Annotated in this window: 24 protein-coding genes; 12 read left to right on the top strand and 12 right to left on the bottom strand. The window is 71.9% G+C overall.

What is annotated here, in order from left to right; translation table 11 throughout:
- From CHC09_RS14805 to melA, 4 genes are all read right to left on the bottom strand, one after another.
- The gene (locus CHC09_RS14805) at nucleotides 1–921 is read right to left on the bottom strand and encodes a carbohydrate ABC transporter permease (RefSeq protein WP_089293631.1); all 921 of its coding nucleotides are present in this window, start codon (nucleotides 919–921) and stop codon (nucleotides 1–3) included.
- A complete protein-coding gene (locus CHC09_RS14800) occupies nucleotides 921–2,219 on the bottom strand; it encodes an ABC transporter substrate-binding protein (protein WP_239138282.1) in 1,299 nt (432 codons plus the stop codon). Before CHC09_RS14800 ends, CHC09_RS14805 begins: the two co-directional genes overlap by 1 nt.
- Nucleotides 2,220–2,237: 18 nt before the next feature.
- Complete coding sequence (locus CHC09_RS14795) at nucleotides 2,238–3,119, bottom strand: SIS domain-containing protein (RefSeq protein WP_089293720.1); 882 nt, start codon at nucleotides 3,117–3,119, stop codon at nucleotides 2,238–2,240.
- A 72-nt stretch (nucleotides 3,120–3,191) separates the two neighbouring features.
- Nucleotides 3,192–4,487, bottom strand: coding sequence for an alpha-glucosidase/alpha-galactosidase (melA, locus tag CHC09_RS14790; RefSeq protein WP_089293629.1), 1,296 nt, complete (start codon nucleotides 4,485–4,487; stop codon nucleotides 3,192–3,194).
- 95 nt (nucleotides 4,488–4,582) lie between these two features.
- Here melA and CHC09_RS14785 point away from each other — a divergent pair, with 95 nt between their 5' ends.
- The 8 genes from CHC09_RS14785 to CHC09_RS14750 all read left to right on the top strand — a co-directional run bounded on the left by CHC09_RS14785 (nucleotide 4,583) and on the right by CHC09_RS14750 (nucleotide 13,180).
- Entirely contained in the window at nucleotides 4,583–5,362 is a 780-nt protein-coding gene (locus tag CHC09_RS14785; RefSeq protein WP_089293628.1) for a DeoR/GlpR family DNA-binding transcription regulator, read from the top strand.
- A 421-nt stretch (nucleotides 5,363–5,783) separates the two neighbouring features.
- Nucleotides 5,784–6,587, top strand: coding sequence for a CPCC family cysteine-rich protein (locus tag CHC09_RS14780; protein WP_089293627.1), 804 nt, complete (start codon nucleotides 5,784–5,786; stop codon nucleotides 6,585–6,587).
- A gap of 133 nt (nucleotides 6,588–6,720) precedes the next feature.
- Complete coding sequence (locus tag CHC09_RS14775; protein ID WP_089293626.1) at nucleotides 6,721–7,266, top strand: hypothetical protein; 546 nt, start codon at nucleotides 6,721–6,723, stop codon at nucleotides 7,264–7,266.
- Between the two features lie 5 nt (nucleotides 7,267–7,271).
- Nucleotides 7,272–7,961 (top strand): PIG-L deacetylase family protein, encoded by a 690-nt coding sequence (locus tag CHC09_RS14770; RefSeq protein ID WP_239138304.1) that lies wholly within the window; start codon nucleotides 7,272–7,274, stop codon nucleotides 7,959–7,961.
- Nucleotides 7,958–9,340, top strand: a complete 1,383-nt coding sequence (locus CHC09_RS14765; RefSeq protein ID WP_089293624.1) for a glycosyltransferase family 2 protein — start codon at nucleotides 7,958–7,960, stop codon at nucleotides 9,338–9,340. Before CHC09_RS14770 ends, CHC09_RS14765 begins: the two co-directional genes overlap by 4 nt.
- On the top strand, nucleotides 9,337–11,343 hold the full coding sequence (locus tag CHC09_RS14760; protein ID WP_089293623.1) for an ATP-grasp domain-containing protein: 2,007 nt from the start codon (nucleotides 9,337–9,339) through the stop codon (nucleotides 11,341–11,343). The genes CHC09_RS14765 and CHC09_RS14760 overlap by 4 nt, the downstream gene beginning before the upstream one ends.
- Complete coding sequence (wecB, locus tag CHC09_RS14755; RefSeq protein WP_089293622.1) at nucleotides 11,340–12,491, top strand: non-hydrolyzing UDP-N-acetylglucosamine 2-epimerase; 1,152 nt, start codon at nucleotides 11,340–11,342, stop codon at nucleotides 12,489–12,491. Before CHC09_RS14760 ends, wecB begins: the two co-directional genes overlap by 4 nt.
- On the top strand, nucleotides 12,479–13,180 hold the full coding sequence (locus CHC09_RS14750) for an HAD family hydrolase (protein WP_089293621.1): 702 nt from the start codon (nucleotides 12,479–12,481) through the stop codon (nucleotides 13,178–13,180). Before wecB ends, CHC09_RS14750 begins: the two co-directional genes overlap by 13 nt.
- A gap of 157 nt (nucleotides 13,181–13,337) precedes the next feature.
- Here CHC09_RS14750 and manD read toward each other — a convergent pair whose 3' ends face one another.
- The 6 genes from manD to CHC09_RS14720 are packed head-to-tail and all read right to left on the bottom strand — an operon-like array spanning nucleotide 13,338 to nucleotide 19,526.
- Nucleotides 13,338–14,546, bottom strand: coding sequence for a D-mannonate dehydratase ManD (gene manD, locus CHC09_RS14745; RefSeq protein ID WP_089293620.1), 1,209 nt, complete (start codon nucleotides 14,544–14,546; stop codon nucleotides 13,338–13,340).
- Nucleotides 14,543–15,376, bottom strand: a complete 834-nt coding sequence (locus tag CHC09_RS14740; RefSeq protein WP_089293619.1) for an ABC transporter permease — start codon at nucleotides 15,374–15,376, stop codon at nucleotides 14,543–14,545. The genes manD and CHC09_RS14740 overlap by 4 nt, the downstream gene beginning before the upstream one ends.
- Complete coding sequence (locus CHC09_RS14735) at nucleotides 15,373–16,284, bottom strand: ABC transporter permease (RefSeq protein WP_089293618.1); 912 nt, start codon at nucleotides 16,282–16,284, stop codon at nucleotides 15,373–15,375. Before CHC09_RS14735 ends, CHC09_RS14740 begins: the two co-directional genes overlap by 4 nt.
- Nucleotides 16,281–17,321: an ABC transporter ATP-binding protein gene (locus tag CHC09_RS14730; protein WP_089293617.1), complete on the bottom strand. Its 1,041-nt coding sequence runs from the start codon at nucleotides 17,319–17,321 to the stop codon at nucleotides 16,281–16,283. The genes CHC09_RS14735 and CHC09_RS14730 overlap by 4 nt, the downstream gene beginning before the upstream one ends.
- Nucleotides 17,318–18,526, bottom strand: a complete 1,209-nt coding sequence (locus CHC09_RS14725) for an extracellular solute-binding protein (RefSeq protein ID WP_089293616.1) — start codon at nucleotides 18,524–18,526, stop codon at nucleotides 17,318–17,320. The genes CHC09_RS14730 and CHC09_RS14725 overlap by 4 nt, the downstream gene beginning before the upstream one ends.
- Before the next feature lie 13 nt (nucleotides 18,527–18,539).
- A complete protein-coding gene (locus CHC09_RS14720; protein WP_089293719.1) occupies nucleotides 18,540–19,526 on the bottom strand; it encodes a LacI family DNA-binding transcriptional regulator in 987 nt (328 codons plus the stop codon).
- A gap of 118 nt (nucleotides 19,527–19,644) precedes the next feature.
- Here CHC09_RS14720 and CHC09_RS14715 point away from each other — a divergent pair, with 118 nt between their 5' ends.
- Nucleotides 19,645–20,127, top strand: a complete 483-nt coding sequence (locus CHC09_RS14715) for a hypothetical protein (protein WP_089293615.1) — start codon at nucleotides 19,645–19,647, stop codon at nucleotides 20,125–20,127.
- A gap of 88 nt (nucleotides 20,128–20,215) precedes the next feature.
- Entirely contained in the window at nucleotides 20,216–20,671 is a 456-nt protein-coding gene (locus CHC09_RS14710; RefSeq protein ID WP_143232331.1) for a VOC family protein, read from the top strand.
- A gap of 28 nt (nucleotides 20,672–20,699) precedes the next feature.
- Here the strand turns inward: CHC09_RS14710 and CHC09_RS14705 are convergent, their stop codons facing one another.
- Entirely contained in the window at nucleotides 20,700–23,507 is a 2,808-nt protein-coding gene (locus tag CHC09_RS14705; RefSeq protein WP_179277094.1) for an ATP-binding protein, read from the bottom strand.
- A 90-nt stretch (nucleotides 23,508–23,597) separates the two neighbouring features.
- Here CHC09_RS14705 and CHC09_RS14700 point away from each other — a divergent pair, with 90 nt between their 5' ends.
- Nucleotides 23,598–24,392: a class I SAM-dependent methyltransferase gene (locus tag CHC09_RS14700; RefSeq protein ID WP_089293612.1), complete on the top strand. Its 795-nt coding sequence runs from the start codon at nucleotides 23,598–23,600 to the stop codon at nucleotides 24,390–24,392.
- A 16-nt stretch (nucleotides 24,393–24,408) separates the two neighbouring features.
- Here the strand turns inward: CHC09_RS14700 and CHC09_RS14695 are convergent, their stop codons facing one another.
- Nucleotides 24,409–25,137, bottom strand: coding sequence for an MBL fold metallo-hydrolase (locus tag CHC09_RS14695; protein WP_089293611.1), 729 nt, complete (start codon nucleotides 25,135–25,137; stop codon nucleotides 24,409–24,411).
- 54 nt (nucleotides 25,138–25,191) lie between these two features.
- Here CHC09_RS14695 and CHC09_RS14690 point away from each other — a divergent pair, with 54 nt between their 5' ends.
- The gene (locus CHC09_RS14690) at nucleotides 25,192–25,779 is read left to right on the top strand and encodes a CGNR zinc finger domain-containing protein (RefSeq protein ID WP_089293610.1); all 588 of its coding nucleotides are present in this window, start codon (nucleotides 25,192–25,194) and stop codon (nucleotides 25,777–25,779) included.
- Nucleotides 25,780–25,790: the final 11 nt, after the last annotated feature.

Here is a 25,790-nt window from a genome sequence, read left to right as displayed (position 1 = left end):
CTAGAACACCTCCGAGCCACGCCGTCGGCTGTACCAGATGATCCCCAGGGTGAGCAGCAGCGTCACCACGAACAGCAGGTACGCGGCGGCCGCGCCGTACCCCAGTCGCTGGGTCTGAAATGCCAGCTCGTAGATGTAGTAGACGATCGTCTGGGTGCTGTTTAGCGGCCCGCCCCGGGTGGTCGTGTAGATCAGGTCGAACAGCTGCACCGCGGTGATGGTCTGCCAGACCGCGGCGAAGACCGTCACCGGGCGCAGCTCGGGGAGCGTGACGTGGCGGAACACCCGCCACCGCCCGGCGCCGTCCATCGTCGCCGCCTCCACCAGCTCGCGCGGGATGTCCTGGAGCGCGGCCAGGTAGACGACGGTGGTGAAGCCGACCTCGCCCCAGAGCGCGATCAGGACGATCACGAAGAGCGCCTGGGACGGGCTCTCCAGGAACTGCTGGGCCGGCACGCCCAGGCGCCGCAACACCTCGTCGGCCGCGCCGAACTGCGGGTTGAAGACGAACGTGGCGAGGATGCCGGTGGCCGCCGCGGAGGCGACGTACGGCACGAAGATGCAGGTCCGGTAGAACCCGATGAGCCGGATCTTCTGGTTGAGCGCGATCGCCACGACGATGCCCAGGATGATCGAGGCGGGTACGAAGAGGACGGTGAGCAGCAGGGTGTGCCGGGCCGCGGCGAGCAGGTCCGGATCCTGGACGAGCCGCTGGTAGTTGCCCCAGCCGACCGGGACGCCGGGCGCGACGCCGTTCCACTTGGCGCGGGAGATGAAGAACGCCCACACCGCCGGGAAGAGCGAGAGCCCGACGACGACCAGGGTGGCGGGCCCGGCGAAGGCCCAGCCGGTCAGATCGAGGCGCCGCCTGGCCCTCGGCGCGGCGAGCGGCCGGGCGAGCGCGAAGGTGACTCCGGCCATCAGTTCACCAGGGCGGACTCGGACTTCTTGGCGGCGGCGTCGAGGGCCGCCTTCGGCTGCGCGCGGCCCTGCAGGACGGCGGCGATCGCGTCGCCGACGTTGCGGGACAGCTCCTCGTAACCGGGTACGGTCGGTCGGGCCTGCTTGGCGTTGGCCAGGTTGTCGAAGAACTTCTGCCCGCCCGGGTACTCCTTGACGTAGGCCGCGAACTCTCCGGTGTCCTTCTCGGTCGACCGCAGCGGCAGGTTGCCGACCGCGAGGTTCCATCGCACGTCCACGGCAGAGCTGGTCAGCCAGGTGATGAAGGCGCGCGCCGCACCGGCCCGGTTGGCGTCGGCGTGGTCGAACAGCACCCAGAGGTCCGGCCCCGAGACGGTCTGGTGGTCCCCGTCGACGCCCGGCAGGTTCACCACGGCGTAGTTCAGCTTCGCCTCCTTGGCGTCCAGCATCGACCACGGCCCGGACATCATCATCGCGATCCGTCCGCTGTTGAACAGCCGCCAGTAGCGCTCGTCGGTCTGGTCCAGGTACATCGACTTGTCGTCGACTGCCATCTGCCGCAGCGTCTCCAGGGCCTTCACCCCGGCGTCGGAGTTGAAGGCCGGCTTGTTGCCGTCGAGGATCTGCCCGCCGTTCTGCCAGAGCAGCGGCCACAGGTGCCAGGTGGTGTCCTCACTGCCGGAGACCGAGTACGCGGTGCCGTAGGTGTTGCTGGCGGGGTCGGTCAGCTTCCGAGCCGCCGAGCGGAAGTCCTCCCACGACCACTGGTCGGTCGGGTAGGCGACCCCGGCCTTGTCGAACAGCGCCGGGTTGTAGAGCAGCGCGATGTTGTCGACCAGCGCCGGGACGCCGATCACCTTGCCGTCCGCGGTGGCCACCTGCCGCGCCGCCGCCGGCATCTCCTCCCATTTGAAGGACGGATCCTGCACGTACGAGGTCAGGTCCTGGGTCTTCCCGCCCGCCCCCAGGTCACCGGCCCAGCTGCCGTAGGCGTACGAGATGTCGGGGTAGTTGCCGCCGGTGAAACCGGCGGACAGCTTGGTGAGCAGGTCGTCGGTGGTCGGCGCGCCCGACGAGGTCCTGATCGTGACGTTCGGGTGGGCGGCGTGGTACTCGGCGGCGAGCCGCTCGGCGACCTTCTCGGCCTCCTCGGTCTGCCCGGTCCACCAGGTGATCTCGACGGCGGCGTCCGGGTCCCACCCGGCGGCCGCGTCCTTGTCGGGGGCGGCCGTGCCGCCCATGCAGGCGGTCAGCAGCAACAGGGCGGCCGAGCCGCCGATCAGCAGGCCGGTCTTCATCTCGGGCATCTCCTCCGGTCAGGTGAGGACCACGGATCTGGTGAGAAGGCGGGGGCGGTCGGGGTCGAGGCCGCGGTGGGCGGCCAGGGCGAGGGCGAAACGGTGCAGCAGGACCAGCTGCGCGAGCGGGTCGAGGTCGTCGCGGTGCACGGTGGCGCCGGCCCGCCGGGCCACCTCGTCGAGCCCGGCGGGCACGTCGCCGAGCGACCAGATCAGGCTGCGTGGCCCGGCCACCGCGACCGGCCCGTGCCGGAAGTCCATCGCCGGGTAGGACTCCGTGTGGGCCTGGGCCGCCTCGCGGACCTTCAGCGCGGCTTCGTGGGCGAGGCCGACGGTCCATCCGGTGCCGAGGAACACCAGGTGGTCGATCTCCGCCGGGTCGGCCGGCAGCGGCGCGGCGAGCGCGGCGTCGCCGTCGGCGACGATCAATTCAAGATCTTTCTTCCCGTACGCCGTACGCGTGAGCGCCAGCACCGCCGTCGGGAACCGGGTCTGCACCACACTGCGCTCGTCGGCGAAGTCCAGCAGCAGCCGCGCGTCGGTCAGGTCGTCGACCGGCTCGCCGCGCACCGCGGTGACCGCGATCCGGCGGGTGCCCGCCGGAACCCGGCGCAGCGCCTCGAGCACCTCGGTCGACGTGCCCGAGCGGGTGATCGCGACGACCCGGTCGTAGCGCCGGCGCGGCACGTATTCGGAGGCGCAGACCGCGTCGGTCTCGCCGAGCCCGGCGCTCTCGCGCAGCTCGGCGATGCTCTGCGCGACGAACCACGAGGTGCCGCAGCCGAGCAGGAGCATCCGCTCCCCGGGAGCGCCCAGTTCCCGGCTCGCCCGGGCGGCGAGCTCGGCGGTCCGCCGCCACACGGCGGGCTGGCTGGCGACTTCGGCGAGCGTGTCATTCATGCTCATGGATTATGCTCGTTTGTGCTCGCTTTGCAAGATGTGCGCAGCAAACGAGCATTCGGCAGTGCGCGTTCAGGCTCGCAGTCCGGCCGGCAACAGGTCGCCGTGCGCGGTCGTCAACTCGTCACACAGTGCCCAGATGGCGTCCACGGTGAGGGTGGCGGCGGTGTTCGGGTCGGCCATCGCGGCCTGGCGGACCAGCCGCGGGTCGCCGTCGAGCGCGGCCCGCACGGTCAACTCGCCGACGCCCGCGAACGCGCGGTTCAGCACCGCGCACTGGGGTGGCAGGTCGCCGACGCGCTCGGGGTGCAGTCCGTCCCGGTCGACGGCGCACGGGACCTCGACGGCGTACCCCTCGGGCAGGTTGGTGATCAGGCCGGCGTTGATCACGTTGGCGTGGATCCGGCGCCGCACGCCGGTGACCATGCTGTGGATGACCTGCGGGGCGTACTCGGTGGCCGCGCGGGTCAGGTCGAGCGGCTCCCCGGCGAGCAGGGATCGGCGGGTCTCCCGGTACTCGGCGACGTTCTCCGCGCTGATCCGCAGATAGTCGCCGACCGGGATGCGCAGGCGCTCGATCTCGCTGTCGTGGTGCAGGTACCAGGGCACGTACTCGGACGAGTGCTCGCTGGTCTCGGTCGGGAAGTAGCCGAGCCGCCGGTACATGTCCATCCGCACCCGCCGGCCCAGCGAGTCGTCCCGCTCGAGCAACTCGTCGAGCCTCGGGTAGAGCGACTCACCGCGGTGCTCGAAGCGCAGCAGCCAGGCCTGATGATTGACGCCGGCACCGGTGTAATCGATCTCCTCGTGCGGGACGCCGAGCAGGGCGGCCAGGTCGTGCACGGTCCAGAAGACCGAGTGGCAGAGCCCGGCCACCTTGAGATCGGGGGCGATCGCACCCAGGTAGGCGACGTTCATCGCCATCGGGTTGGTGTAGTTGAGCAGCCAGGCGTCCGGGCACAGCTCACGCATGTCCGCCGCGATCCCGTCGAGCACCGGGAACGTGCGCAGGGCGCGGAAGATCCCGCCGACGCCGAGCGTGTCGGCGATCGTCTGGCGCAGGCCGTACCGCGCGGGGATCTCGAAGTCCCGGACGGTCGCCGGGTACATGCCGACCTGGATCGCGTTGACCACGAAATCGGCGCCCTCGAGCGCCTCCCTCCTGTCGAGGTGGGCGGTCACCACCGGGTTCGCACCGAGCTGCGCCGCGGTCCGCCGGGCGATCAGCTCCGCCGTCTCCAGACGTTCGGGGTCGATGTCGTGCAGGGCCAGGGTGACGTCGCGCAGCTCATCGAAGGAGAGGAGGTCCGCCAGCAGTTCACGTGTGAAGACCACGCTGCCGGCGCCCAGAAAAGCGATCACGGTCATTGGCGGATTTTCCGGCCGCATGCACGCTCGTGCAAGGATTCCTCGAAAACGAACTATATTGACTGCGCGTTTGATCATCCACTGGAAAAGGTCCCATGTCCTCTCTGCGCCGGGCCGACCGCGTGTCGGCCATCCTCGAACGGATCACCGCCAGCGGGTCGGTCGACGCCGGTCAGCTCGCCGACGAATTCGCGGTCTCGCCCGCCACCATCCGGCGTGACCTGCAGGCTCTCGAAGACCAGCGGCTGCTGTCCCGCACCCACGGCGGCGCGGTCGCCGTCGACGTCGCGTACGAGCTGCCGGTCCGTTACCGCACCGGCCAGCACCGCGAGGAGAAGACGCTGATCGCCCGCACGGTCGCGAAGCTGCTGCCCAAGGGCCCGCTCACGCTCGGCCTGACCGGCGGCACCACCACCCACCTGCTCGCCCGGCTGCTCGCCGAGCGGGTCGACCTGACCGTGGTGACCAACGCGCTGAACATCGCCGCCGAACTCGCCCTGCGCCCCCGGCTGAAACTGATCATGACGGGCGGGGTCTCCCGCACCCAGTCCTACGAACTGGTCGGCCCGATCGCCGACAACGCGCTGCGCGGCCTGAACATGGCGGTCGCGGTCGTCGGCGTCGACGGGATCAGCGCCCGCGGCGGCCTGACCACACACGACGAGATCGAGGCGAACACCAACGCCACGATGATCCACCGCGCCGACCGGGTGATCGTGGTCGCCGACGGCTCCAAGGTCGGCAAGGTCTGCCTGGCCGGCATCTGCCCGGTCACCGACGTCGCGACCCTGGTCACCGACGCCACCGCCGACCCGGCCGGCATCGACGCCATCCGTCGCACCGGCACCGAGGTGATCATCGCCGACGCCGCCTGAGTTCACTCCCCACGCAGGGCCGGCAAGATCCCCGGCGGTTTCACCTCCCGGATTTGTGCCGTTCCAGACCACGGCGACCCACCGAAACCCGCCGGCTTCGACATCATTGCCTGGCCCGGCGCCGGTCAGGTCCCCGGCCGGGCTGACTCGCCTCGGCCGCGGGCCGTCGTTCAACGGGGGACGGCGGACCTGTCGGCTGACGGCGCGGCTCGGGGTTCACCGCTCGACCACAGGCCGCATCCGGCGAGCCGGGCGGCAACGCGTTTCGCCGGACCGGCGTACCCCGCGAAGACGCCTTCGAACTGCTCCGGCGCGCCGCCGGAGCAGAGATGAGCGCCATACGAGCCGAACCTTGGCAACCCGGCTACTCATCTGAGTAAACGATTTCCGATCCCGGGAAGCGTCGTGCAGGGTGGGCCCCATGGACGTCCCCTACGCCTGTGTGTGCTGCGGATACCTGACTTTGTCGGGGCCACCCGGATCTCATGAGATCTGCGCGGTGTGCGGCTGGGAGGACGACGTCCACCAGCTCCGCTGGCCGTACCGGTCGGGCGGCGCGAACGAATCTTCCTTGATCGAAGCTCAGCGGAGCTTCGCCGCATCGGGCTCCGGCCGCGAGGCCGACGTCGCGGACTTCGACCGGGCACCCTTCTGGCGACCCATCGAGGCCGGCCGCGACCGGTTCGAGCCGCGGGGCGGGAGCCTGGCTCTCTGGCCCGAGGACCGAACCGTCATGTACTGGTGGCGGCGCCGCTCCGGTAAAGCCTGGTGGGAGGAGGTCACCCCGGTCGCCCCGCGATTCGACGGGCAGGACGGCGCGACAGCCGCAGCGTTCGTCGATGCGGTGAGTGCTGTCGCCGCCATGGCGCAGCCGGCGGATCCAGACAACCTGTCGGGCATGGAAATCGATTTCGACCACTACCTCTGGCGCTGCCCGTCGATTCGGAGGGTGACGGTGGAAAGCAGTCCGGAGCCGGCCCGTCAACTGACGGCGCGTTGCCTCGCTGAACAGGCGGCCTCACCGCACCGGGTGGCTACCGAGATCAAGGACGCGTGGCTGCGGGAACTTCGCTACTCGTACTGGGAGGCTCACCTGCTGCGGGTCAACGCGACCTCGGTCGAGCTCGACGTGGCGACACAGGTCGAGGCGAACGGCTACTTCATCACCGGCACGATCATCGTCAAATGGTCTGACTCGGCCGATGCCGCTGTGGTTCGGGCGTAGGTCGCGGGGATCACAGCGGATTCAGACGGCCCGGCGGTCGGTTCGAGCGGCGCCGCAACCGGTTGGCACTCATACGGCGTAGAGCGGCGGCCGATCGGTCAGAAGTCAACAGCCCTGACCGCGGAGGAAGTCCATGCCGCTCGTGAACCCGTTCCGGCGCCGCCGGGCCGGTCTGCTCGCCGCCGGCGCCGCCGCGCTGGTCGTGGCCATCGTCGCCACGGTGGCGCTGACCGCCAGCCCCGCGGTGGCGGCCATCTGGGAGACGCTGCCCGGGACGCCGACGTGCAACTGCGTGCTCAAGAACGGCAAGGACAACACCTACCGGGCGGTCTTCGGTTACACCAGCAACGCCTCCGTGCCGGGCACCATCCCGGCCGGCCCCAACAACCGCCTCGAGGTGACCAGCGGCAGCACGCCGAGCGCTCTGGGCCTGGTGACCACCGAATTCGAGCCGGGTGCCCACCCGGCCACCTTCGCGACCGACTGGATCAGCAAGGACACCACGGTGGTCTGGCGGGTCGGCGGCAAGACGGCCAGCGGCTACTGGAACCAGTCCTCCTGCGGCAGCGACGTCATGCTGCCCGCCGGCGGCAACGGTGCCGGCCCGCTGGTCGCGCTCCTGCTCGCCGGGCTAGTTGCCCTGTTCGTGCTCTGGCGTAAGCGTCGAAAGGCGGCCTGAACGTGATGATGCGCAGCGTACTGGCGGTCGGGGCACACCCCGACGACATCGAGCTCGGCTGCGGCGGCGCCCTCGCCGCGCACCGGGCGGCCGGCGACGCGGTGACCATGCTGGTGGTCACCGGCGGGCAGAACGGTCCCGGGCTGGTCGCCGGGCGGCAGGCCGAGTCCGAGGCGGCCGCGCGCAGCCTGGACTGCCTGCTGATCTGGGGGCGTCTGCAGGACTGCGCGGTGCAGGCCGACGCGGGGACGATCGCGCTGATCGAGGACGCGATCCGCCAGACCGAGGCGGACGTCGTCTACGTGCACGCTCCGGACGACTCGCACCAGGACCACCGCGCGATCGCCGCGGCGACGATCTCCGCGGCCCGGCACAACCGGCGGGTGCTGCACTACCGCAGCCCGTCCACCACCCGCTTCGAGCCGTCACTGTACGTCGACATCTCCGCCCACCTGGACCGCAAGCTCGCCGCGCTGTCCTGCCACACCAGCCAGGTGGAGAGCTCGGCGATGGTCGATCCCGAGGTGGTGGCCGCCTCGGCCCGGCACTTCGGCGCGCAGGCCCGGGTCCGGTTCGCCGAGGCCTTCGTACCGTCCCGCTTCGTGTGGGATCTGTCGCCCCCGCCTCAGCTGCCGCTGGCCCTCGCCGAGGTGCCGGCGTTCACGACGGCGTTGCAGAGGCATGGTTCGACATGAACACCGGCGTCCCGCACCAGGCGGGCCACGGTCCCGCGGCGCGGGACAGCTACCGGCGTGCCCTGGCCACGCACTTCGGGGTGCTCGTGGCGGCGCTGCTGCTGTTCGGCGTCGACCGGACGCTGGGCTGCCTCGCCACCACCCTGAACGTGGTCTTCCTGATCTTCTTCTTCCGGCACCTGGGATTCGCGGTGGCCGCCGCCCGGTGGGCCGAACACGATGTGAACGCGCCACTGGTCGGGATCGAGACCTACGTCCCGACGATCGCCGTGCTGGTCGCCTGCAAGGACGAGGAACTGGTGGTGGACGGCATGGTGGCCGCGCTGCTGGCACTCGACTACCCGCCGGACGCGCTGACCGTCGTGGTGGTCGACGACGCGTCGACCGACGGCACCGGCGCCCGGCTGGACGCCTGGGCGGTCGCCGACCCGCGCCTGCGGGTGCTGCACCGCGAGCCGGGCGCTGGCGGCGGCAAGTCCGGGGCGCTCAACGACGCGCTGGCGCTGACCGACTCCGAGATCGCGGTGATCTTCGACGCCGACCACCAGCCGGAGTCGGGCGTACTGCGCCGGCTCTCCCGGCACTTCCGGGACCCGCGGGTCGGCGCGGTGATGGGTCGCTGCGTGGTCCGCAACGGTGTCGAGTCGTCGCTGGCCTCCACGATCTTCATCGACTACCTCTCCGGCTACCTGGTCAACGAGTACGGCCGGCAGGCGCTGTTCGAGCTGCCCGCGTACGGCGGGGCGAACTGCGCGGTACGCACGTCGCTGATCCGGGCGCTGGGCGGCTGGAACCCGGACACCGTCACCGAGGACACCGACCTGACCCTGCGCCTGCTGCTGGACGGCTACCGGGTGCGCTACGACCCGTCGGCGGTCGACTTCGAGGAGGCGGTGCTCTCGTCGCAGCGCTTCTGGAAGCAGCGGTACCGGTGGGCACGGGGGCACCAGAAGTGCCTGCGTGACTACTGGCGGGCGATCCTGCGTACCCCGCACCTGTCGGTGATGGAAAAGGTCGAGACGATGCTTTTCCTGTGGGTTTACCACGTTCCGGTGCTCTGTGGGATGGGCCTGCTGCTGATCGCCCTGCACGCGATCGGTCTCGGCAACTCGTCGGTGATCCAGATGGTGTCGCTGTCCGCCCTGCTGTTCGCCGGCCCGTTCTGTGAGCTGGCGGTGGGCCTGGTGCTGGGCCGGGTGGAGCGACGCGCGGTGTGGACGCTGGTCGGCTTCATCCCGGCGTTCGGCATGTCGATCATGACGGCCACCAAGGCGTACTTCGAGGGCATGCTCGGCACCACGTACACCTGGTCGAAGACCGCACGCTCCGGCGCGACGTCGGTGGTCGCGGACGCCCCGGAACTCGAGTCGGTCGGATGAGCGCGCCGGAGATCGGGTGGCTGGACCGCACGCTGGAGCGGGAGGCCCGGCGCCGTCGCGCCAGTTCGACGGTCCGCCGTCGCCGGCTCGTGATGCTCGAGATGGCCGCCGCGGTGGCCGGCTGTATCGCCGGCTATCTGCTGCTGGTCGACCACCTCCGGCACTTCGAGGTGGCGCTCGCCGCGAACATCCTCGGTTTCCTCGGCGTGGACCGGATCTCCGGGGTGCTCGGCAACGCCTTCGTGGTCTTCGGGCCGGGGATGGAGCCGGTCGTCGCCGAGATGTCCGGTTCCTGCACCATCCTCAGCAGCGTCCTGGCGCTGACCGCGCTCGCCGCAGTGGCGCTGCGGGAGCGGCACCAGGCCCTGTTCGGTCTCCTCGCCGCGTGCTTCTTCATTCTCGTCGCCAACCAGGTCCGCCTGGTGCTGTCCCTGCTGGCCGGCCGCTTCTTCGCGGTGGACGCGCTGATCTTCTTCCACGACTGGATCGGCTCGGCTCTGAACTTCGCCTACACCCTTTTCGGATTGCTCATCATGATCGGACTGACTATGTATGACGCGCAGCTCGCCGAGCAGGACCGCTCCGGACGGCACACCGCCGACCGCCCCGCCGCCTGGGCCCGCCCCGGGCTGGGCCACCGGGTGCCGGTCGAGGCCGAACCGAAGGCACCGCGGGTTCGGGTCGCCGCGTTCGTCCACCGCCGGATCCTGCCCAAGGCGCTGTCGCGGCGCCTGGCCCAGAACCGTGAGCGGCGGCGCATCGACTACCGGGTGGGGCACGAGGGCCCCGGCCGCCGCGCCGAGATCGTCCGTGGGCTGGCCGCCAAGGGCCTGTCGGTGCACACCGCCACGCTGCTGGCGGTCGCCCAGTACGAGACCGAGCCGATGGTGCTGGACGCCCTCGCCGACGCGGTCGCCGAACGCCAGTGGGAGCCGCTGCACTCCGCCGACGTGCTCGCCCTGCGCCTGTGGGCCCGGGCCTGGCTGATGCGCGCTCCCCAGCAGCGGCCGTCCACCGGCCGGCTGATCGCCGTGACCGGTGCCGGCGGACCGGCCGGGGTCGCGGTGATCCACGCCCTGCGGGCGGCCGGCGAGGACGTGCTCGCGCTCGACGCGAACCCGGACGCCGTCGGCCTGCGGCTGGCCGGCCACGCCGCCGTGCTGCCCCGCGCCGACCAGCCCGGGTACGCCGACGCCCTGATCGCCCTGATCGCCGAGCACCGCCCGGCCGCCCTGGTCTGCACGGTCGCCGAGGAGTACGCCGCGCTGGCCCCGCTCACCGACCGGCTCGCCGAGCTCGGCACCCGGACCTGGCTGCCCGAGCACGCCGACGTCTGTCTCGACAAGGTGGAGTTCGCCGCCGCGCTGCACGCGGCCGGGGTGGCGCACCCGATGACCGCCGCCACTCCGGAGGAGGCGATCCGGGTGCCCGGCCCATGGGTGATCAAGCCGGCCCGTGGCCGTGGCAGCCGGGACGTCATGTTCGCCGACAACCTGCGCGAGCTGGCGCACGCCCTCGAGACCGTGCCCGGTGCGATCGTGCAGACCCGGCTGACCGGGCGGGAGTTCACCGCCGACGCGCTGATCGACCGGGACGGCACGATGGTGGCCTGCGTGCCCCGGTGGCGGGAGGAGACCCGCGGCGGCATCTCGGTGCAGGGCACCACGTTCACCTCGGACGCGGTGGCCGAGGCGGTGGCGGCGACGCTGCGCGCGGTGCGGCACGCCGGTCCGGCCAACGTGCAGGGTTTCGTGGCCGACAGCGGTGAGGTGACCGTCGTCGAGGTGAACCCCCGGTTCTCCGGCGGGCTGCCGCTGACGCTCGCGGCCGGGGCGGACGTGGTCAACACGTACGTCAAGGGCATCCTGGAGCCGGACGCGAAGCTGCCGGCGCTGTCCTTCCAGGACGGCCTGCGAATGGCCCGGCACTTCTCCGAGGTCTTCTACCCCGCGGAGGAGACTGCGGCCCCGGCCGTGACGTCCGAGTCGGAGCTCGCCCGATGAACCGCCGGATCATGGTGCCGTTCGGCACCCGCCCCGAGGTGATCAAGCTGGCCCCGGTCGTGCACGCGCTCCGCGCGGCCGGCCACCACGTGACCACGGTCGACACCGGCCAGCACCAGGACGCCGCGATGAGCATCGACGTGCAGCGGGCGCTGGGGCTGACCGCCGACGTGCGGCTCACCCCGGCCGCCGGCTCCAGCCGCCTCGCCGCGCTGGTCAGCGGCGCCACCGAGGCGCTCGCGGCGCACCCGGCCGACCTCGACCTCGTGCTCGCGCTCGGCGACACCCACACCGTGCCGGCCTACGCGCTCGCCGCCCGCGCCGCCGGCGTGCCGTTCGCGCACCTCGAGGCCGGGCTGCGCAGCTTCAACCCGCGCAGCCTGGAGGAGATCAACCGCCGGGTGGCAGCGGCCACCGCTCAGCTCCACTTCGCGCCGACCGCGCGCGCCGCCGCGTTCCTGGCCGGTGAGGGGATCGCCGAGGAACGGATCTTCGTGGTCGGCAACCCGGTCGTCGACGCGCTGCGCGAGCGCGGGATCCGCCCGGTCCCGCCCGCCGACCGCACCGGCGTGCTGGTCACCGCCCACCGGGCCTCCAACGTCGACGACCCGGCCCGGCTCGCGCGCCTGGTCGACGTGGTCGGCCGGCTCACCGCGATCGGCCCGGTCCGCTTCCCGATCCATCCGCGCACCCGCATGCGCCTGGCCCAGCACGGCCTGCTCGACCGGCTCACCGCGCTGCCCGGCGTCGTCTGCGAGGACCCGCTTCCGTACGACGACCTGCTGCCCGCCCTGGCACACAGCCGGGTCGTGGTGACCGACTCCGGCGGGCTCCAGGAGGAGGCGGCCTACCTGGGCGTGCCCGTGGTGGTGCTGCGCCGCTCCACCCCGCGCTGGGAGGGTGTCGAGGCCGGCGCAGCCGTGCTCACCGGCATCACCTCCGACGACGAGGCCGGCCGGGCGGTCGCCGCCGCGCACCGGCTCAGTGCCCCCGCCGAACTGGCCCGCATCGCACAGCTGCCGTGCCCGTACGGCGACGGCCACACCGGAACCCGGATCGCGCGGCTGCTCGCCGAACAGTCGATGGACGCGCTGCTCGCCCTGGACGAGCCGGACTACACCGACGGGCGGCTGCCATGGGCGGCCTGACCCTGCTGGGCCGGCCGCCGGCCGCCGTCGTCCTCGATCTCGACGACACGCTGTATCCGCAGGCCGCGTACCTGTACGGCGCGGCCCGCGCGGTCGGCCGGGCCGGCGCCGCCGCCGGGCTGGACCCGATCCGGCTCGGCCGGGCGGTCCGCCGCCAGCTCCTCGCCGGGTCCGACCAGGGCGGCACCATCGACCGGGCGCTGGCCGCCTACGGCCTGGCACCCGAACGGGCCGGCGAGCTGATCCCGGCACTGGTCGCGGCGTTCACCGCGTACCAGCCGCGGCGTCTGCCCCGCTATCCGGGCGCGACGGCGGCGCTCGCGCGGCTGCGCGAGCGGTACCCGCTGGTCTGCCTGACCGACGGCAACCCGCTGATCCAGCGGGCCAAGCTGGCCGCCACCGGGCTGTCCGGCTGGTTCAGCGCCATCGTCATCACCGACGAGCTGGGCGGCCGCTCCACCCGCAAACCGCACCCGGACGGCCTGCGGCACGCCGCCGGGCTCCTCGGCGTCGCTCCGGAGGACCTCGTCATGGTGGGCGACCGGCCCGGCAAGGACGTGGCGATCGCGACCGCCCTCGGCGCACGATCGATCCGCGTCCGCACCGGCGAATACGCGGCCGCCCCGGACGAACCCGCGGCCACCGCCGTCGTCGACGACCTGGCCGCCGCCGTCGACCTGCTGGTCTGACAACGACCGACAAGAGCTCAAGACCCATTCCCCGGTACGACTTGTGGAGCTCTGTGGCCAGGCTCAAGCCGAGTCCCGTGACGCTCTCGCGCGAGGCCCGCGCCACCCCGGTCCGCTGCCGCGCGTCACGGCTCGCCGCCGACGGCAGGACTGGCGGTCACCAGCTGTGCAGGGTTCCGTCGGTGAGGCGGTTGACCGGTAGGGAGGCCGGTCGGTACGGATAGCGGGCGGCCAGCTCCTCGTCGATGTCCACACCCAGGCCGGGTGTCTCGGACGGGTGCAGGTAGCCGTCCTCGAAGTGGTAGCCGTGCGGAAACACCTCGTCGGCCTCCGGCGGATGCGGCATGTACTCCTGCAGACCGAAGTTGGGGATCGCGAGATCCAGGTGGAGCGCGGCCGCCATGCAGACCGGGGACAGGTCGGTCGCGCCGTGCGAGCCGCTGCGGACGTGGTGGAGCGCCGCGAGATCGAAGATCCGGCGCAGGTGGGTGATGCCGCCGGCGTGCACGACGGTCGCGCGGACGTAGTCGATCAGCTGGGACGTGATCAGCTCATGGCAGTCCCAGACCGTGTTGAAGACCTCGCCGACCGCGAGCGGTGTCGTCGTGTGCTGCCGGATCAGGCGGAAGCCGTCCTGCAGCTCGGCCGGGACCGGGTCCTCCAGCCACGTCAGCGCGAACGGTTCGAGGCTCCTGCCGAGGCGGGCGGCCTCGATCGGGGTCAGCCGGTGGTGGACGTCGTGCAGCAGGCGCAGGTGCGGTCCGAACTCGGCGCGCACGTCCGCGAAAACCCGGGGCACCTGGTCGAGGTAGAGCGCGGTGTCCCAGACCGCCTCCTCCGGCAACGCCGCGTTGGCCGGCTCGTAGGAGTCCCCCTTGTGGCCGACACCGTAGACCGACGACAGACCCGGGATCCCGGTCTGCACCCGGACCGCGCGATAGCCCCGGGCGACGAATCGCGCGATCTCCGGCATGAGCTCCTCGGCCGTGGCCGCGTTCGCATGACCGTAAACGGTCACGCCCTCCCGTGACCGCCCGCCGAGCAGCTGATAGACGGGCAGCCCGGCCACCTTCCCCTTGATGTCCCAGAGCGCGGTGTCCACCGCCGCGATCGCGGTCATCGTCACCGGCCCGCGCCGCCAGTACGAACCCTTGTACAGGTACTGCCAGGTGTCCTCGATCCGGGCCGGGTCCCGCCCGATCAGCAGGGGAACGACATGCTCCTCCAGGTACGCGACGACGGCCAGTTCCCGCCCGTTGAGCGTCGCGTCGCCCACCCCGCTGACCCCGTCCTCCGTGACGATCTTCAGGGTCACGAAGTTGCGGCCGGGGCAGGTCACGATCACCCGGGCCTCCACGATCCTCACTCCGGATCCTCCTTCACCCGCGCCACCAACTGCGTCGGATTCACGAACCGCAACGCCACGACGAGCAGGACCAGCATCATCACGCAGTAGATGACCGCCATCGCGTCCACCGACTGCTGTGCCCGGATCCCGGCCGCCGACATCGAATAGAAGAGCGCCACCACGAGGGTCTGCGAATCCGGTCCCGCGGTCAGGAACGTCAGCTCGAACATCCCCACCGTGCGGACCACCACGAGGATCGACGCCGCCAGGATCCCCGGCACCAGCAGCGGCGCCAGAACCGAGGTGAAGACGTGCCGGGTCCGGGCCCCGCACATCCGGGCGGCCCGCTCGATCGACGGGTCGATCTGTTCGATGAACGGTGTCATCGTCAGGATCACGAACGGCACCGACGGCACCAGGTTCGCGAGCACCACGCCGGACAGGTGCCCGGCGAAGCCGTACTTGTAGAGCACTGTGGCCAGCGGGATCCCATAGGTGATCGGCGGCATCAGGATCGGCAGCAGGAACAGCAGGTAGACCAGCCGGCTGCCGGGGAATTTCCGGCGGGCCAGGACGTACGCCGCCGGCACCCCGACGAGCACGGAGATCCCCGCGACCAGCAGGCAGACCACGAGCGTGACGGTGAGCACCGGCAGCAGCGTGAAGTCCGTCCACGCCTGCCCGTACCACTGCGTGGTGTACGACTCGGGCAGCCAGGTGTCGAACCAGCGCACCCCGAACGAGTTGACCACGACCGACCCGATCACCCCGGCCAGCCCGGCGAAGAAGATCGCCACGAGCCCCCACACCAGCCAGGCTCCCGGACTGGCTACGATCCGGCCCCTCATCCCTTCCCTCCCGCCGTCGATCCGGTGTAGAACAGGCTCCGCAGCCCGAGCACGATGCTGATGACCACCAGTTCGACGGCGCCCATGACGATCGCGGTCGCCGACGCGGCCGCGTAGTCGTAGCGGACATAGGCGGCCTCGTAGGCGGCGATGCTGATCACCCGGGTGCCACCGGTCGGATCGCCGACCAGGATCGCCGACGGGAACACGCTGAACGCCAGCACGAACGTCAGGCAGAACGTGGTCGCCAGGCCCGGCGCGAGCAGCGGCAACGTGATCCGGAAGAAGCGCTGCGCCCAGCCCGCCCCGAGCGTGGCCGCCGCCCGTTCCAGGGTCGGATCGATGCCGGACAGGTAGGAGAGGACCAGCAGGAACGCGAACGGGAACCCGGTGATGACCAGCGAGAGACACACGCCCCAGTAGTTGTGGGTGAGCGTCACCGGCTGATCGACCAGGTGGGTCGAGAGCAGGATCCGGTTGAACCAGCCGGTCGGCCCGAGGAAGTTCAGCAGGCCCTCGGCGGTCAGCACGGTGCCGAGCGTGATCGGCACCACCAGCACGGTCGTGAGCAGGCGCTTTCCCCGGAACCGGCCGCGCATCCGGTAGGCGATCGGCACCGCGGCGAACACGTTGAACAGGGCCGCGGGCAGGGCGATGGCGAGGGTCGTGGTGATCGTGTCGCGCTGGTAGGCGTCGGTGAAGAACGCCCGGTAGGCGGCGAGCGCTCCGCCCTGCGCCGGCTGCAGCGACACCGCGATGCCGTAGCAGAACGGGTAGATGAAGAGCGCGACCACGAACACCGTGGCCGGGACCAGGAGGAACAACTGCGGGTCGATGCCCCGCTCGGCGAGGCGGTGCCGGACCGCGGGTGTCGAGGCGCTCACCGATTCGCTCGCAAGCCCGCTCATGCCGGGAACACCAGCAACCGGTCGGGTGGCAGCACCACGGAGACCTTGTCCCCCGGCGCGAGCCGCTGTGAGGTGCGCAGATGCAGGTGCAGGCCGTCGGCGGTGCGGGCCTCGGCGGCGATCTCGCGCCCGTGGTACGCGGCGACCTCGACGGTCACCTCGACGCCGCCGCTTCGCACGAGCACGTCCTCGGGGCGGATCGCCGCCACGATCGCGTCGCCGTCGCTGATCGGACCCACGGGCGTCCCCTTCGTACGTACGCCCAAGTCGTTGATGTTGATCTCGCCGTCCGCGAGGAGGGCGCCGGGCAGCAGGTTGCGGAACCCGAGGAAGTCGGCGACGTGCCGGTTCGCGGGCCGGGTGTGAACCTCCTCCGGGCTGCCGATCTGCTGCACCCGGCCGGCCCGCAGCACCACCAGGCGATCCGCCATGGAGAGCGCCTCCTCCTGGTCGTGCGTGACATAGACCGTGGTCAGGCCCAGGTTCTGGTGCAGCCGGCGGATCTCGGTCCGCATCTCCAGGCGCAGCTTCGCGTCCAGATTGCTGAGCGGCTCGTCCATCAGGACCAGCGACGGCTCGACGACGACGGCGCGGGCGATCGCGACCCGCTGCTGCTGCCCACCGGACAGCTGCCCGGGCAGCTTCCCGGCGTGTTCCTCGAGGTGGACCAGCCGGATCGCGTCGTCGGTCCGGCGCCGGATCTCCGCGCGCGGCAGGCCGCGCATCCGCAGACCGAAAGACACGTTCTTGCGTACGGACATGTGCGGGAACAGCGCGTAGTTCTGGAACACCATCCCGAAGCCGCGGCGCTCCGGTGGCAGCGTGTCCAGCCGGGTCCCGTCCCGCCAGATGCTGCCGCCGCTGAGTGGGAGCAGACCCGCCAGGCAGTTCAGCGCGGTCGACTTCCCGCAGCCGGACGGCCCGAGCAGCGCGATGAACTCGCCGCGCCGGATCTCCAGGTCGAGCCCGGCCAGGGCGTCCGCGCCGCCGAACCGGCGGGTCACCCCGTCCAGGCGCAGCGTCTCGAAGCCGGTCACTTCTTGACCTTTGAGCCGCCGATTTCGCGGTCCCACCGGTCGAACGCCGCCACCAGCGCGGACGCCTCGAGCGGCACCTCGATCGGGTTGTTCGCGATCAGTTGGAGGTACTGGGCACGGCCGTAGTCCTTGATCGCCTGCTGGCTCTCCGGCGGTGCCATCGAGATGGTCACCCCGTCGACCGCCGGACCGGGGAAGAAGTAGCCCTTGTCGTACGCCTTGGCCTGCTGTTGCGGGGTGAGCATCCAGGCGAGCAGGTTGAGGATCGCGGACTGCTTCTCGGTGGAGACACCTTTCGGCACCACCGCGTAGTGCGCGTCGGAGACCCAGTGGAAGCCGTTGAGCGTGCCGATCTCGGCCTCCTTCGGCACGGTCCCGAGCACTCGCGGGTTGATGTCCCAGCCCGTCGTCGACGCGATGATCTTCGCCGAGCCGTTCGCCAGGTTCTTCATGGTCTCGCTGGTGGTGGAGGGGTAGAGCGTGATCGACTCGCCCAGCTGCTTGAGGTAGTCCCAGGTCTTCGCCCAGCCGTTGACCGGGTCCTTGGGATCGGTGTCGCCGAGCAGGTAGGGCAGGCCCATCAGCAGCGTGCGGCCCGGGCCGGAGTTGGACGGGCGGGCGTACTGCACGGCGCCCGGGTTCGCCTTGGCGTACGCGAGCAGGTCCTGAGCGCTCCTGGGCGGGTTCGGCACCTTGGCCGGCAGGTACTCGATCAGCGGTCCGGACGGGTAGTAGGTGACGGTCACCCCCTCGTTGCCGGCGAGCTTCTGCATGGCGGCCGCGCCGGCCAGATAGTTGGCCATGCCGGGCAGCCGAGCCGCATACGTCGGCAGCAGCGACACCCACAGCTGCTGGGCGATCCCGGCGGCGAGCCCGTCCACCCCGGTCAGCACGAGGTCGATGTCCACCCGGTTCGCCGCCTGCTGCGCCTTGACCTTGCCGACCAGCTCCGGGGCGGTCGCCTTGGTGTAGGTGACCCGCTCGACCACGCCGCTGTTCTTCGCCACGAAGTCGTCGATCATGCCCTGGGTGAGCTGCAGGTTCCCGGCCACGTCCAGCACGTTGAGGGTGACCGCCTTCGCCGGCTTGTCCGGGACCGGCCCGCTGGCGTTCACCGCCGGGCTGTCGTTCGCCGGCGGACTGCAGGCGGCGACGGTGACGGCGGCGGCGCTGAGAGTGAGGAATTGGCGGCGACTGGGCGACATAGCGGTTCCCTTCCTAGCGAAAAGCGGGGCCCGTCGAACCACGCACGATGAGCTGGGTGGGCAGCACCCGGCGGGCGGTGCCGGTGGAGTCCCGGTCGGCCATCAGCTCGAGCAGCAGGTCCACCCCGACCCGGCCGATCTGCTCCTTGCCGATCGCGACCGTGGTCAACGGCGGGCCGACCAGCCCGGCGACCAGGATGTCGTCGAAGCCGACGACGCTGAGCTGCTCGGGGACGACGACACCCCGGGCCTGGAACCGTTTGATCAGGCCGAGCGCGACCAGGTCGTTGTAGGCGAGGACCGCGGTCACCGGGGCGGCGAGGACGAGGTCGGCGGCGGCCGCGCCGCCGTCCACGGTGGGCGCGACGTTGCCGGCCTCGACCAGGGTCATCCCACGGGCCGCGGTCGCGGCGCGCAGACCCCGCAGCCGGTCGCGGTTGGACCACGAGGTGCGCGGCCCGGCCACGTACGCGACGTCGCGGTGACCGAGGGCGTGCAGGTGCGCGACCACCTGCCGCATCCCGTCGGCGTTGTCCGCGGTCACCGAGGGGAACGGCGTGATCCGCCGGTTCAGCACCACGATCGGCTTCTCCCCCGCGAACGACCGCAGGTCCTCGTCGGTGGCCCGGGGCGAGCAGAGCAGGAAGCCGTCGACCTGCTTGGCGAGGGCCCGGATGGCCGGCACCTCGACCGCCGGATCCTCGTCGGTGTCGCTAAGGAAGACCGCGTAGTCGAAGCCGCGCGCCCGCGTCTGGATCGACTTGACGACGGTGGGGAAGAAGGGGTTGGCCAGATCCGGCAGGACCACGCCGATGTTGCCGGTCCGCCCGGTGATCAGACTGCGGGCGACCCGGTTGGGGTGGTAGCCGAGCTCGCGGGCGGCGCGCTCGACACGCTCACGGGTCTCCGGCCGGACGCGTGCGGGATCGGCCAGCGCCCGGCACACCGAGGACTGCGAGACCCCGGCGAGCCGTGCGACGTCCTTGATGGTCACCGCCACGGCCGACTCCTTGATCTTTCGATGACGATCGATCAATGGGGTCAGTCTGGAATCGTTTCCGGAATATTGTCAAGGCGTTGCCCGCAGCGTCTCGGACGGCTGTGGCAGGGTGTGCGCCATGCAGAATCTCGCCCGGATGGCCGGGTTCTTCGCGGCGCACGGCATGTGGTCCATCTCGGACGAGGGCGGTCCGATCACCCCGCTGTTCGGCTACGAGACGGCCGACGGCCGGCGCGGCGCGATCCGGTTCGCCGATGAGGACCTGCGGGTCGCGGTCGAGCGCGGGAAGGAGGCCCTCGACACCAACGCGGACGGCGCCGACCGGGCGGTCCTGATCTTCGACGGGTACGCGCACCTGGCCAGTGGGCGCATGGACGCGCTGATCATCGAGGGTGTCGAGTACGGCCCGTCGCCGCGCCGGTTCCAGATGGCCGTGCCCTACCGGCCCGAGCCGTTCACCGTGTTCCGCCCGAAATTCCTCAAGGCCGACAGGGTCGGCGCGGACGAGTGGCCTGCGCTGGGTGACGCCTTCTACGCGGGCGTCGACTCACATGAACAGGCCGGCCCGATCTGGAACGCCCACCTCGACCAGTCGATCTAGGTCCCTGAACGACTTGGACGCAACGTCATGATCTACCCGGGTGTCGTTGCGCACCCGGGCTGCGAGTGACGTCCGGCATGCTGGGGGCATGACTGAGGAGCCGAAAGATCATGCCGCCCCGTCCGGCGACATGGTGCCCCCCTCACCGCCAGTGATCTCTGTGATGCTGATCGTCCCAGATGCGGATGCTGCGGTCGCCTGGTACAAGACCGCACTGGGCGCGACAGAGCTGTGGAACCTCGGTGGCGTGGCCGGCCTTGAGATCAATGGCGCCGCCTTCTTCCTTCATGAGGTCAATCCCCAGAACCCGGCAGAGACCAGTCCCGGCCAGGCGGGGTTCACAAGTACCCGCGTCGAGATATTCACCGATGACCCCGATGAAGTTATCGAGCGCGCCGCCGCCGCGGGCGCTGCCACCGGAGCCGATATCGAGGATCATCGAATGCCCTGGGGGACCCACCGTCAAGGTGGCTTCACGGACCCGTTCGGTCACAAGTGGTCCGTGGGCGATAGGTCACCGCTGGCCCCGTTCCCACCGCGATGATTTCAACACCTTCGATGATCATCGTGGTCTAACGGTCAGGAAGGGCGGTCGCGAGCTGGGCGCGGCTCGTGACGGAGAGCTTCTGGAAGATGTGGGTCAGGTGGGTCTCGACCGTGCGGCGGGCCACGTACAGCTGGTCGGCGATCTCCCTGTTGCTGTGCCCCAGCGCGGCCAGAACCGCGACCCGGTGCTCGGCGGGAGTCAGAGCGCCCGGCCCGGAGCTCACCGCTCGCCGCGGGCGGCCACCCGCGGCGAGCAACTCCTGGCGGGCTCGGCGCGCGATCAGTCGCATGCCGCCGTGGTCGGCCAGGTCCAGCGCCTGGGTCAACGGTCCCCGGGCGGTGGCCCGCTGGTTCGCCCGGCGCAGGGCGGCGCCCAGTTCGGTCAGGACGCGGGCGTGCTCGAGACGCATCGGGGAGGCGGCGAGCAGGTGGGCGGCCTGGGTCAGCAGCGGTACCGCCTCGACCGGGGTGACCGTGCGGGCCAGGGCGCGCAGGCCGGCGCCGCGCGGGCCGGGCAGGCCCACCTGCCCGGCCAGGTCGAGATGTTCCTCGGCGAGGCGGCGGGCGGCGGGCAGGTCGCCGAGCAGGGCCAGGGCGATGCTGTCGTCGACCCGCCAGGCGGCGAACCCGGGATGCCGCACGCCGAGCGCCTGCCAGGTGGCGGCGGCCGCGGTCAGGTCGGCGTGCGCGTCGGCCGGGCGGTGCGCGGCCAGCCGCAGCCGGGCCCGGCGCTCCAGCAGCATCGCGGTGCGCAGCAGACCCGGTGGCGGTTCACCGGCCGGCTCGCGCTCGCCCCAGCCACGGGACCGGGCGGTGGTCAGGGCCGTCTCGGCGGCGTCCAGTTCGTCGGCCTCGGTCAGCGCTTCGACCAGCGGGAACAGTGTCCAGACCAGGCCGGGCGCGGGCGGGTTGGCGAGCTTGAACTCGAAGGCGAACCGGGCGTCCGGCAGCGCCTCGCGCACCCGGCCGGCCGGCACCAGGGCGTGGGCGCGGACGAAGCTGCCGTGCGCCAGCGCGGTCATCCAGCCGCGCGGGCGGGCCTCGTCGATCAGGGCGTCGCAGAGCGCCCGGGCGGTGTCCAACTCCTCCGCCGTCACCAGGCAGAACTTGAGCAGCGTCGCGAGCAGCGAGTCGACCTCGGTGTCCAGGACGCCTCGCAGGAGCGCCGCGGCCTCCGGGGCCGGCCGGGCGGCGGCGAGCGCCAGGTGGGCGTGGTGCACGCCCCAGACCGGCAGGACGTCCGGGCCTGCGTGCCGGGACGTACGCTGCCGGGCTTCCCCCGTGGTGGACGCGTCCAGCCAGGCGCCGCAGACCAGCTCCGCCTCGAGTCGTTCGAGGACGGTCGGGTCGGCGTCCGCCGGCCGGTCCAGCACGGAGTGGCACAGCCGCAGCGCACCGTCCGAGTAGCCGGCCAGGCCGAGCGCCCGCGCCCCGGACAGCGCGATCACGGCCCGCTGATCGGGATCGGTCGCGCGGGACACCGCTTCGGCCAGCAGCGGATAGCACTCCGGCTTGACCTGCTCGGCGGTGACCAGACCCAGACGGCAGAGGAGATCGGCTTCCGGGTGCGCCTCCATCGGCCCCTCGGCCAGGGCTCGCCGCAGGAAGGTCGCGGCGTTCTGCGGTGCGCCACGGCGCCAGGCCCGATCGGCGGCGGTGCTCAGCGCCGCCACCGTGCGGGACTCACCTGCGGGTTCGGTGCGCAGCAGGTGTAGCGCGACGGTCTCCGGGTCGGCCCGCTCCCGTCCCAGGAGCCGGGCCGCCCGACCGTGCCACAGCGCGCGCTCCCCCGGCGGCAGCCCGTTGTAGAGCGCGCCGGCCACCAGCGGGTGCACGAATTCGTACCCGCCGAATCCGCCCGCCAGGAGGCCGGCGGACCGCAACCGATCCGCCAGCAGCGCCGCCCGGGAATGATCGAAACCGGCCAGGTCGCGCGCCTGCCGCAGCGGCGCGCCGCGCCCGAGCACCGCGAACGCCCGGGCCAGCTCCAGCGTTCCGGAGGGCAGCCGGGCGAGCTGCCGGTCGACGGCCCGCGCGACCTGGTCCGGGCCGAAGTCGCTGAGCCCGGCGGCGACCTCGTCGGACGGCTCGACGCGTTCGGCGGCGAGGTGGTCGAGCAGCGCGCCGAGCAGGAACGGGTTGCCGGCGGTCGCGGCGTGGCACGCCCCGGTGAACGCGGGGCCGGCAGTGGGGAGGCGATCCAGCACGATCGACCGGACCGCCGCCGGGCCCAGCGGGGCCGGCCGCACCGGCACACCGGCGGCCGCGAGCAGCTCGGCGAGCAGCTCCGGCTCGGCCGGCGGCTCGCCGGACCGCACCGCGCACAGGATGCCGAGCGGCAGCCCGCTGATCCGCCGGGTCAGTTGACCGAGCCAGCGCAGCGACGGCGCGTCCGCCCAATGGACGTCGTCGACCAGCAACAACGTCGCCGCGCGGGCGGCGAGTCCACAGGTGAGCCAGGTCAGCCCGTGCGCGGCGGCGTGCATGGCGTCGCCGGTCGGCGCCGGCGTGGCGCCCTCGTCGTCCAGCGCCCGCCGGGCCGGGGCGGCGGCGCCGACGGCCAGGGCGTCCCACTCCGGCGTCCGGCGCAGCGGCGCGAACAGCTGCCGGGCGATGCCCCAGCCGGCGTCCCGCTCCAGCGGGCCGCCCCACGCGGACAGCACCCGCAGGCCGGCCGCGGCCGCGTCGTCGCCGGCCGCGGCGAGCAGGCTGGACTTCCCGATCCCGGCCGGTCCCTCGACGACGATCACCGCGCCGGTCCCGGAGCGCACCTGGCCGAGCCGGTGGTCGAGCATCGCCAGCTCCGCATCGCGCTGCAGCAACAGGCGCGGCATGCCGACGACCGTACGTCCTGGCGGTGTTCCGCGAAACCTCGTGGTCGGATCCACGATTGAACGGGCTCGCGGCGGCGCCAGCATCGGTGCATGGAGACCACTGAATACGCGTTGGGACGCACCGACGAGGAGTTCGAACGAGTCCGCGCGCAGGCGCGGCTCTGGTCGGCCGACACGGCCCGGCTGCTCGACAGGATCGGACTCGCCGCCGGCGCCCGGTGCCTGGACGCCGGGTGCGGGCCGGGCGAGACGATGCGGCTGATGGCCGAGCGGGTCGGGCCGGCCGGCGAGGTGATCGGCATCGACCTGGACCCGGTGATCAGCTCGCTGGCACCGGGCCGGGTGATCATCCATGACCTGACCGCGGACGAGCCGGTACCGGGCGGTCCGTACGACCTGGTCTACGCGCGGCTGCTGCTGTTCCACACGCCGCGGCGGGCGGAGGTGCTGCGCCGGTTGTGGGACGCGGTGGGACCGGGTGGTCACCTGCTGGTGCAGGACTATGACCTGCAGGCCGTCGGGCTGAACCCGACGCTGGGCATCGTCGACCAGATGACCGCGCTGGTGGTCGCGGCGTTCGGGGCGGCCGGGTGTGACGTGCGGACCGGGAGCCGGTTGCCGTACCTGATGGCCGAGGCCGGCATCGGCGCTCCGGACGGCACCGACGTCGCCGGCCGCCTGATCCCGGCCGCGATGGGCACGCCGATCCTGGCGAGCGTCTACCAGAGCCTGCTGCCGATCGCGTACGCGAACGGCCTGATCACGCCGGACGAGGCCGGGCAGGCGCTCGACACGCTGCGCCGGGAGACCGCCGCGAACCCCGACCGGTACGTACTGCTCCCGCTGCTCAACGGCATCTGGAAAACCAAGGGGGCAGCACGGTGAGGCAGGGGAAGGCGGGTCAGTCCAGCTGGACGCGGTCGAGGAGGCCGGCCGTGGTGAACGCCGCGACCAGGGCGTCGCGCCCCTCGGTGAAGTGCGCCCAGCTGTCGTGATGCACCAGCACGATCTGCTTCGCACCCAGGACGCGGGCCGCCTCGGCGGCCTGCTCGCTGTCCAGGGTGAGCAGCGCACCGCCGAACAGGCCGGTCCGGACGGCACCGGCGAACAGGATCGCGGTGTCGACCGGGCCGAAGCGCGCGGCGATCTGCTCGACCGCGTCGAGTGCGGCGTTGTCACCGCTGACGTAGACCGTCGGCAGGCCCTCGCCGGTCAGCACGAAGCCGGTGACCTCGCCGGTGAGCGGTTCGCAGCCCTCCGGGCCGTGCCGCGCCGGGACGCCGGTCACCGTCACGTCGCCGACCTTGGTGGACTCCCACGGCGCCAGGCCGCGGGCGGTGCCGCCGAGCCGCTCGGCGCCGCTCACCGTGGTGAGGGTCAGCGGGACGCGGCCGAGCAGGGCGCGGCCGGAGTCGTCGAGGTTGTCGGCGTGCTGGTCGTGGGAGAGCAGGACGACGTCGACGCGTCCGAGGGTCTCCGGGCCGGCCTTGGGCGGGGCGAGCTTGGTCAGGGTGGTGCCGCTCGGGGAGACGTAGCTCTGCGGCTCGTCGAACGTGGGATCGGTGAGCAGGCGCAGGTCGCCGTACTCGAAGAGCGCGGTGGGACCGCCGAAAGTCTGGACGTTGATCATGGAAACCTCACGGATAGGAGTGGTCTTATCCGTGAAGTTAGCCGTTTGTCACGGATGAAAGCAAGCAGTACCGTGAGGTTTGTGATCGACACCGCCCCGGGGGCAGACCTGCATCCCGGCCTCGACCTGGCCAACAGCCGCCTCGCCGCGCCCGGCGGCGTGGTCACCGACCTGCTCGACACGCCGGCGGCCGCAACCTGGTGGCTGGTCGAGCGGGGGCTCGCGCCGGCGGATACCCACCTGCACGAGATCTGCGCGGGCCGGCTGCGGGCCCTGCGGGAGCAGATCCGGGCCCTGCTCCGAGCTAGGGTGCGGCAGAGCACGCCACCGGCGGAGGCACTCGCCGAGATCAACGCGGCGCTGACCCGCGTGCCGACCGCCGCCGAGCTGCGCTGGGATCCGGCCCGCGGCCTGCATCGCTCCACGCCGCACCCGACCGATCAGGTGGTGGATCGCGCGCTCGGCGTGCTCGCGGCCGACGCGGCCGACCTGCTCACCGGGCCGGACGCCGGGCGGCTCGCGGCCTGCGGGTCGCCGCCGTGCCAGCGTTATCTGCTGCGCAGCGGACGGCGGCAGTGGTGTTCGGTTCGATGCGGGGACCGGGCGCGGGCGGCCCGCGCCTACGACCGCCGCACCCGCTGATCGGCGCGGGC

This window comes from Actinoplanes regularis (assembly GCF_900188005.1).
Classification (GTDB): Bacteria; Actinomycetota; Actinomycetes; order Mycobacteriales; family Micromonosporaceae; genus Actinoplanes; species Actinoplanes regularis.
This window is presented reverse-complemented; position numbering and strand designations above follow the sequence as displayed.

Excerpts from the sequence above, each read along its gene's own strand:
- CHC09_RS14805 (WP_089293631.1), bottom strand. The coding sequence starts at position 921 with ATGGCCGGAGTCACCTTCGCGCTCGCCCGGCCGCTCGCCGCGCCGAGG.
- CHC09_RS14800 (WP_239138282.1), bottom strand. The coding sequence starts at position 2,219 with ATGAAGACCGGCCTGCTGATCGGCGGCTCGGCCGCCCTGTTGCTGCTG.
- CHC09_RS14795 (WP_089293720.1), bottom strand. The coding sequence starts at position 3,119 with ATGAATGACACGCTCGCCGAAGTCGCCAGCCAGCCCGCCGTGTGGCGG.
- melA (WP_089293629.1), bottom strand. The coding sequence starts at position 4,487 with ATGACCGTGATCGCTTTTCTGGGCGCCGGCAGCGTGGTCTTCACACGT.
- CHC09_RS14785 (WP_089293628.1), top strand. The coding sequence starts at position 4,583 with ATGTCCTCTCTGCGCCGGGCCGACCGCGTGTCGGCCATCCTCGAACGG.
- CHC09_RS14780 (WP_089293627.1), top strand. The coding sequence starts at position 5,784 with ATGGACGTCCCCTACGCCTGTGTGTGCTGCGGATACCTGACTTTGTCG.
- CHC09_RS14775 (WP_089293626.1), top strand. The coding sequence starts at position 6,721 with ATGCCGCTCGTGAACCCGTTCCGGCGCCGCCGGGCCGGTCTGCTCGCC.
- CHC09_RS14770 (WP_239138304.1), top strand. The coding sequence starts at position 7,272 with ATGATGCGCAGCGTACTGGCGGTCGGGGCACACCCCGACGACATCGAG.
- CHC09_RS14765 (WP_089293624.1), top strand. The coding sequence starts at position 7,958 with ATGAACACCGGCGTCCCGCACCAGGCGGGCCACGGTCCCGCGGCGCGG.
- CHC09_RS14760 (WP_089293623.1), top strand. The coding sequence starts at position 9,337 with ATGAGCGCGCCGGAGATCGGGTGGCTGGACCGCACGCTGGAGCGGGAG.
- wecB (WP_089293622.1), top strand. The coding sequence starts at position 11,340 with ATGAACCGCCGGATCATGGTGCCGTTCGGCACCCGCCCCGAGGTGATC.
- CHC09_RS14750 (WP_089293621.1), top strand. The coding sequence starts at position 12,479 with ATGGGCGGCCTGACCCTGCTGGGCCGGCCGCCGGCCGCCGTCGTCCTC.
- CHC09_RS14740 (WP_089293619.1), bottom strand. The coding sequence starts at position 15,376 with ATGAGGGGCCGGATCGTAGCCAGTCCGGGAGCCTGGCTGGTGTGGGGG.
- CHC09_RS14735 (WP_089293618.1), bottom strand. The coding sequence starts at position 16,284 with ATGAGCGGGCTTGCGAGCGAATCGGTGAGCGCCTCGACACCCGCGGTC.
- CHC09_RS14725 (WP_089293616.1), bottom strand. The coding sequence starts at position 18,526 with ATGTCGCCCAGTCGCCGCCAATTCCTCACTCTCAGCGCCGCCGCCGTC.
- CHC09_RS14715 (WP_089293615.1), top strand. The coding sequence starts at position 19,645 with ATGCAGAATCTCGCCCGGATGGCCGGGTTCTTCGCGGCGCACGGCATG.
- CHC09_RS14710 (WP_143232331.1), top strand. The coding sequence starts at position 20,216 with ATGACTGAGGAGCCGAAAGATCATGCCGCCCCGTCCGGCGACATGGTG.
- CHC09_RS14705 (WP_179277094.1), bottom strand. The coding sequence starts at position 23,507 with ATGCCGCGCCTGTTGCTGCAGCGCGATGCGGAGCTGGCGATGCTCGAC.
- CHC09_RS14700 (WP_089293612.1), top strand. The coding sequence starts at position 23,598 with ATGGAGACCACTGAATACGCGTTGGGACGCACCGACGAGGAGTTCGAA.
- CHC09_RS14695 (WP_089293611.1), bottom strand. The coding sequence starts at position 25,137 with ATGATCAACGTCCAGACTTTCGGCGGTCCCACCGCGCTCTTCGAGTAC.
- CHC09_RS14690 (WP_089293610.1), top strand. The coding sequence starts at position 25,192 with ATGAAAGCAAGCAGTACCGTGAGGTTTGTGATCGACACCGCCCCGGGG.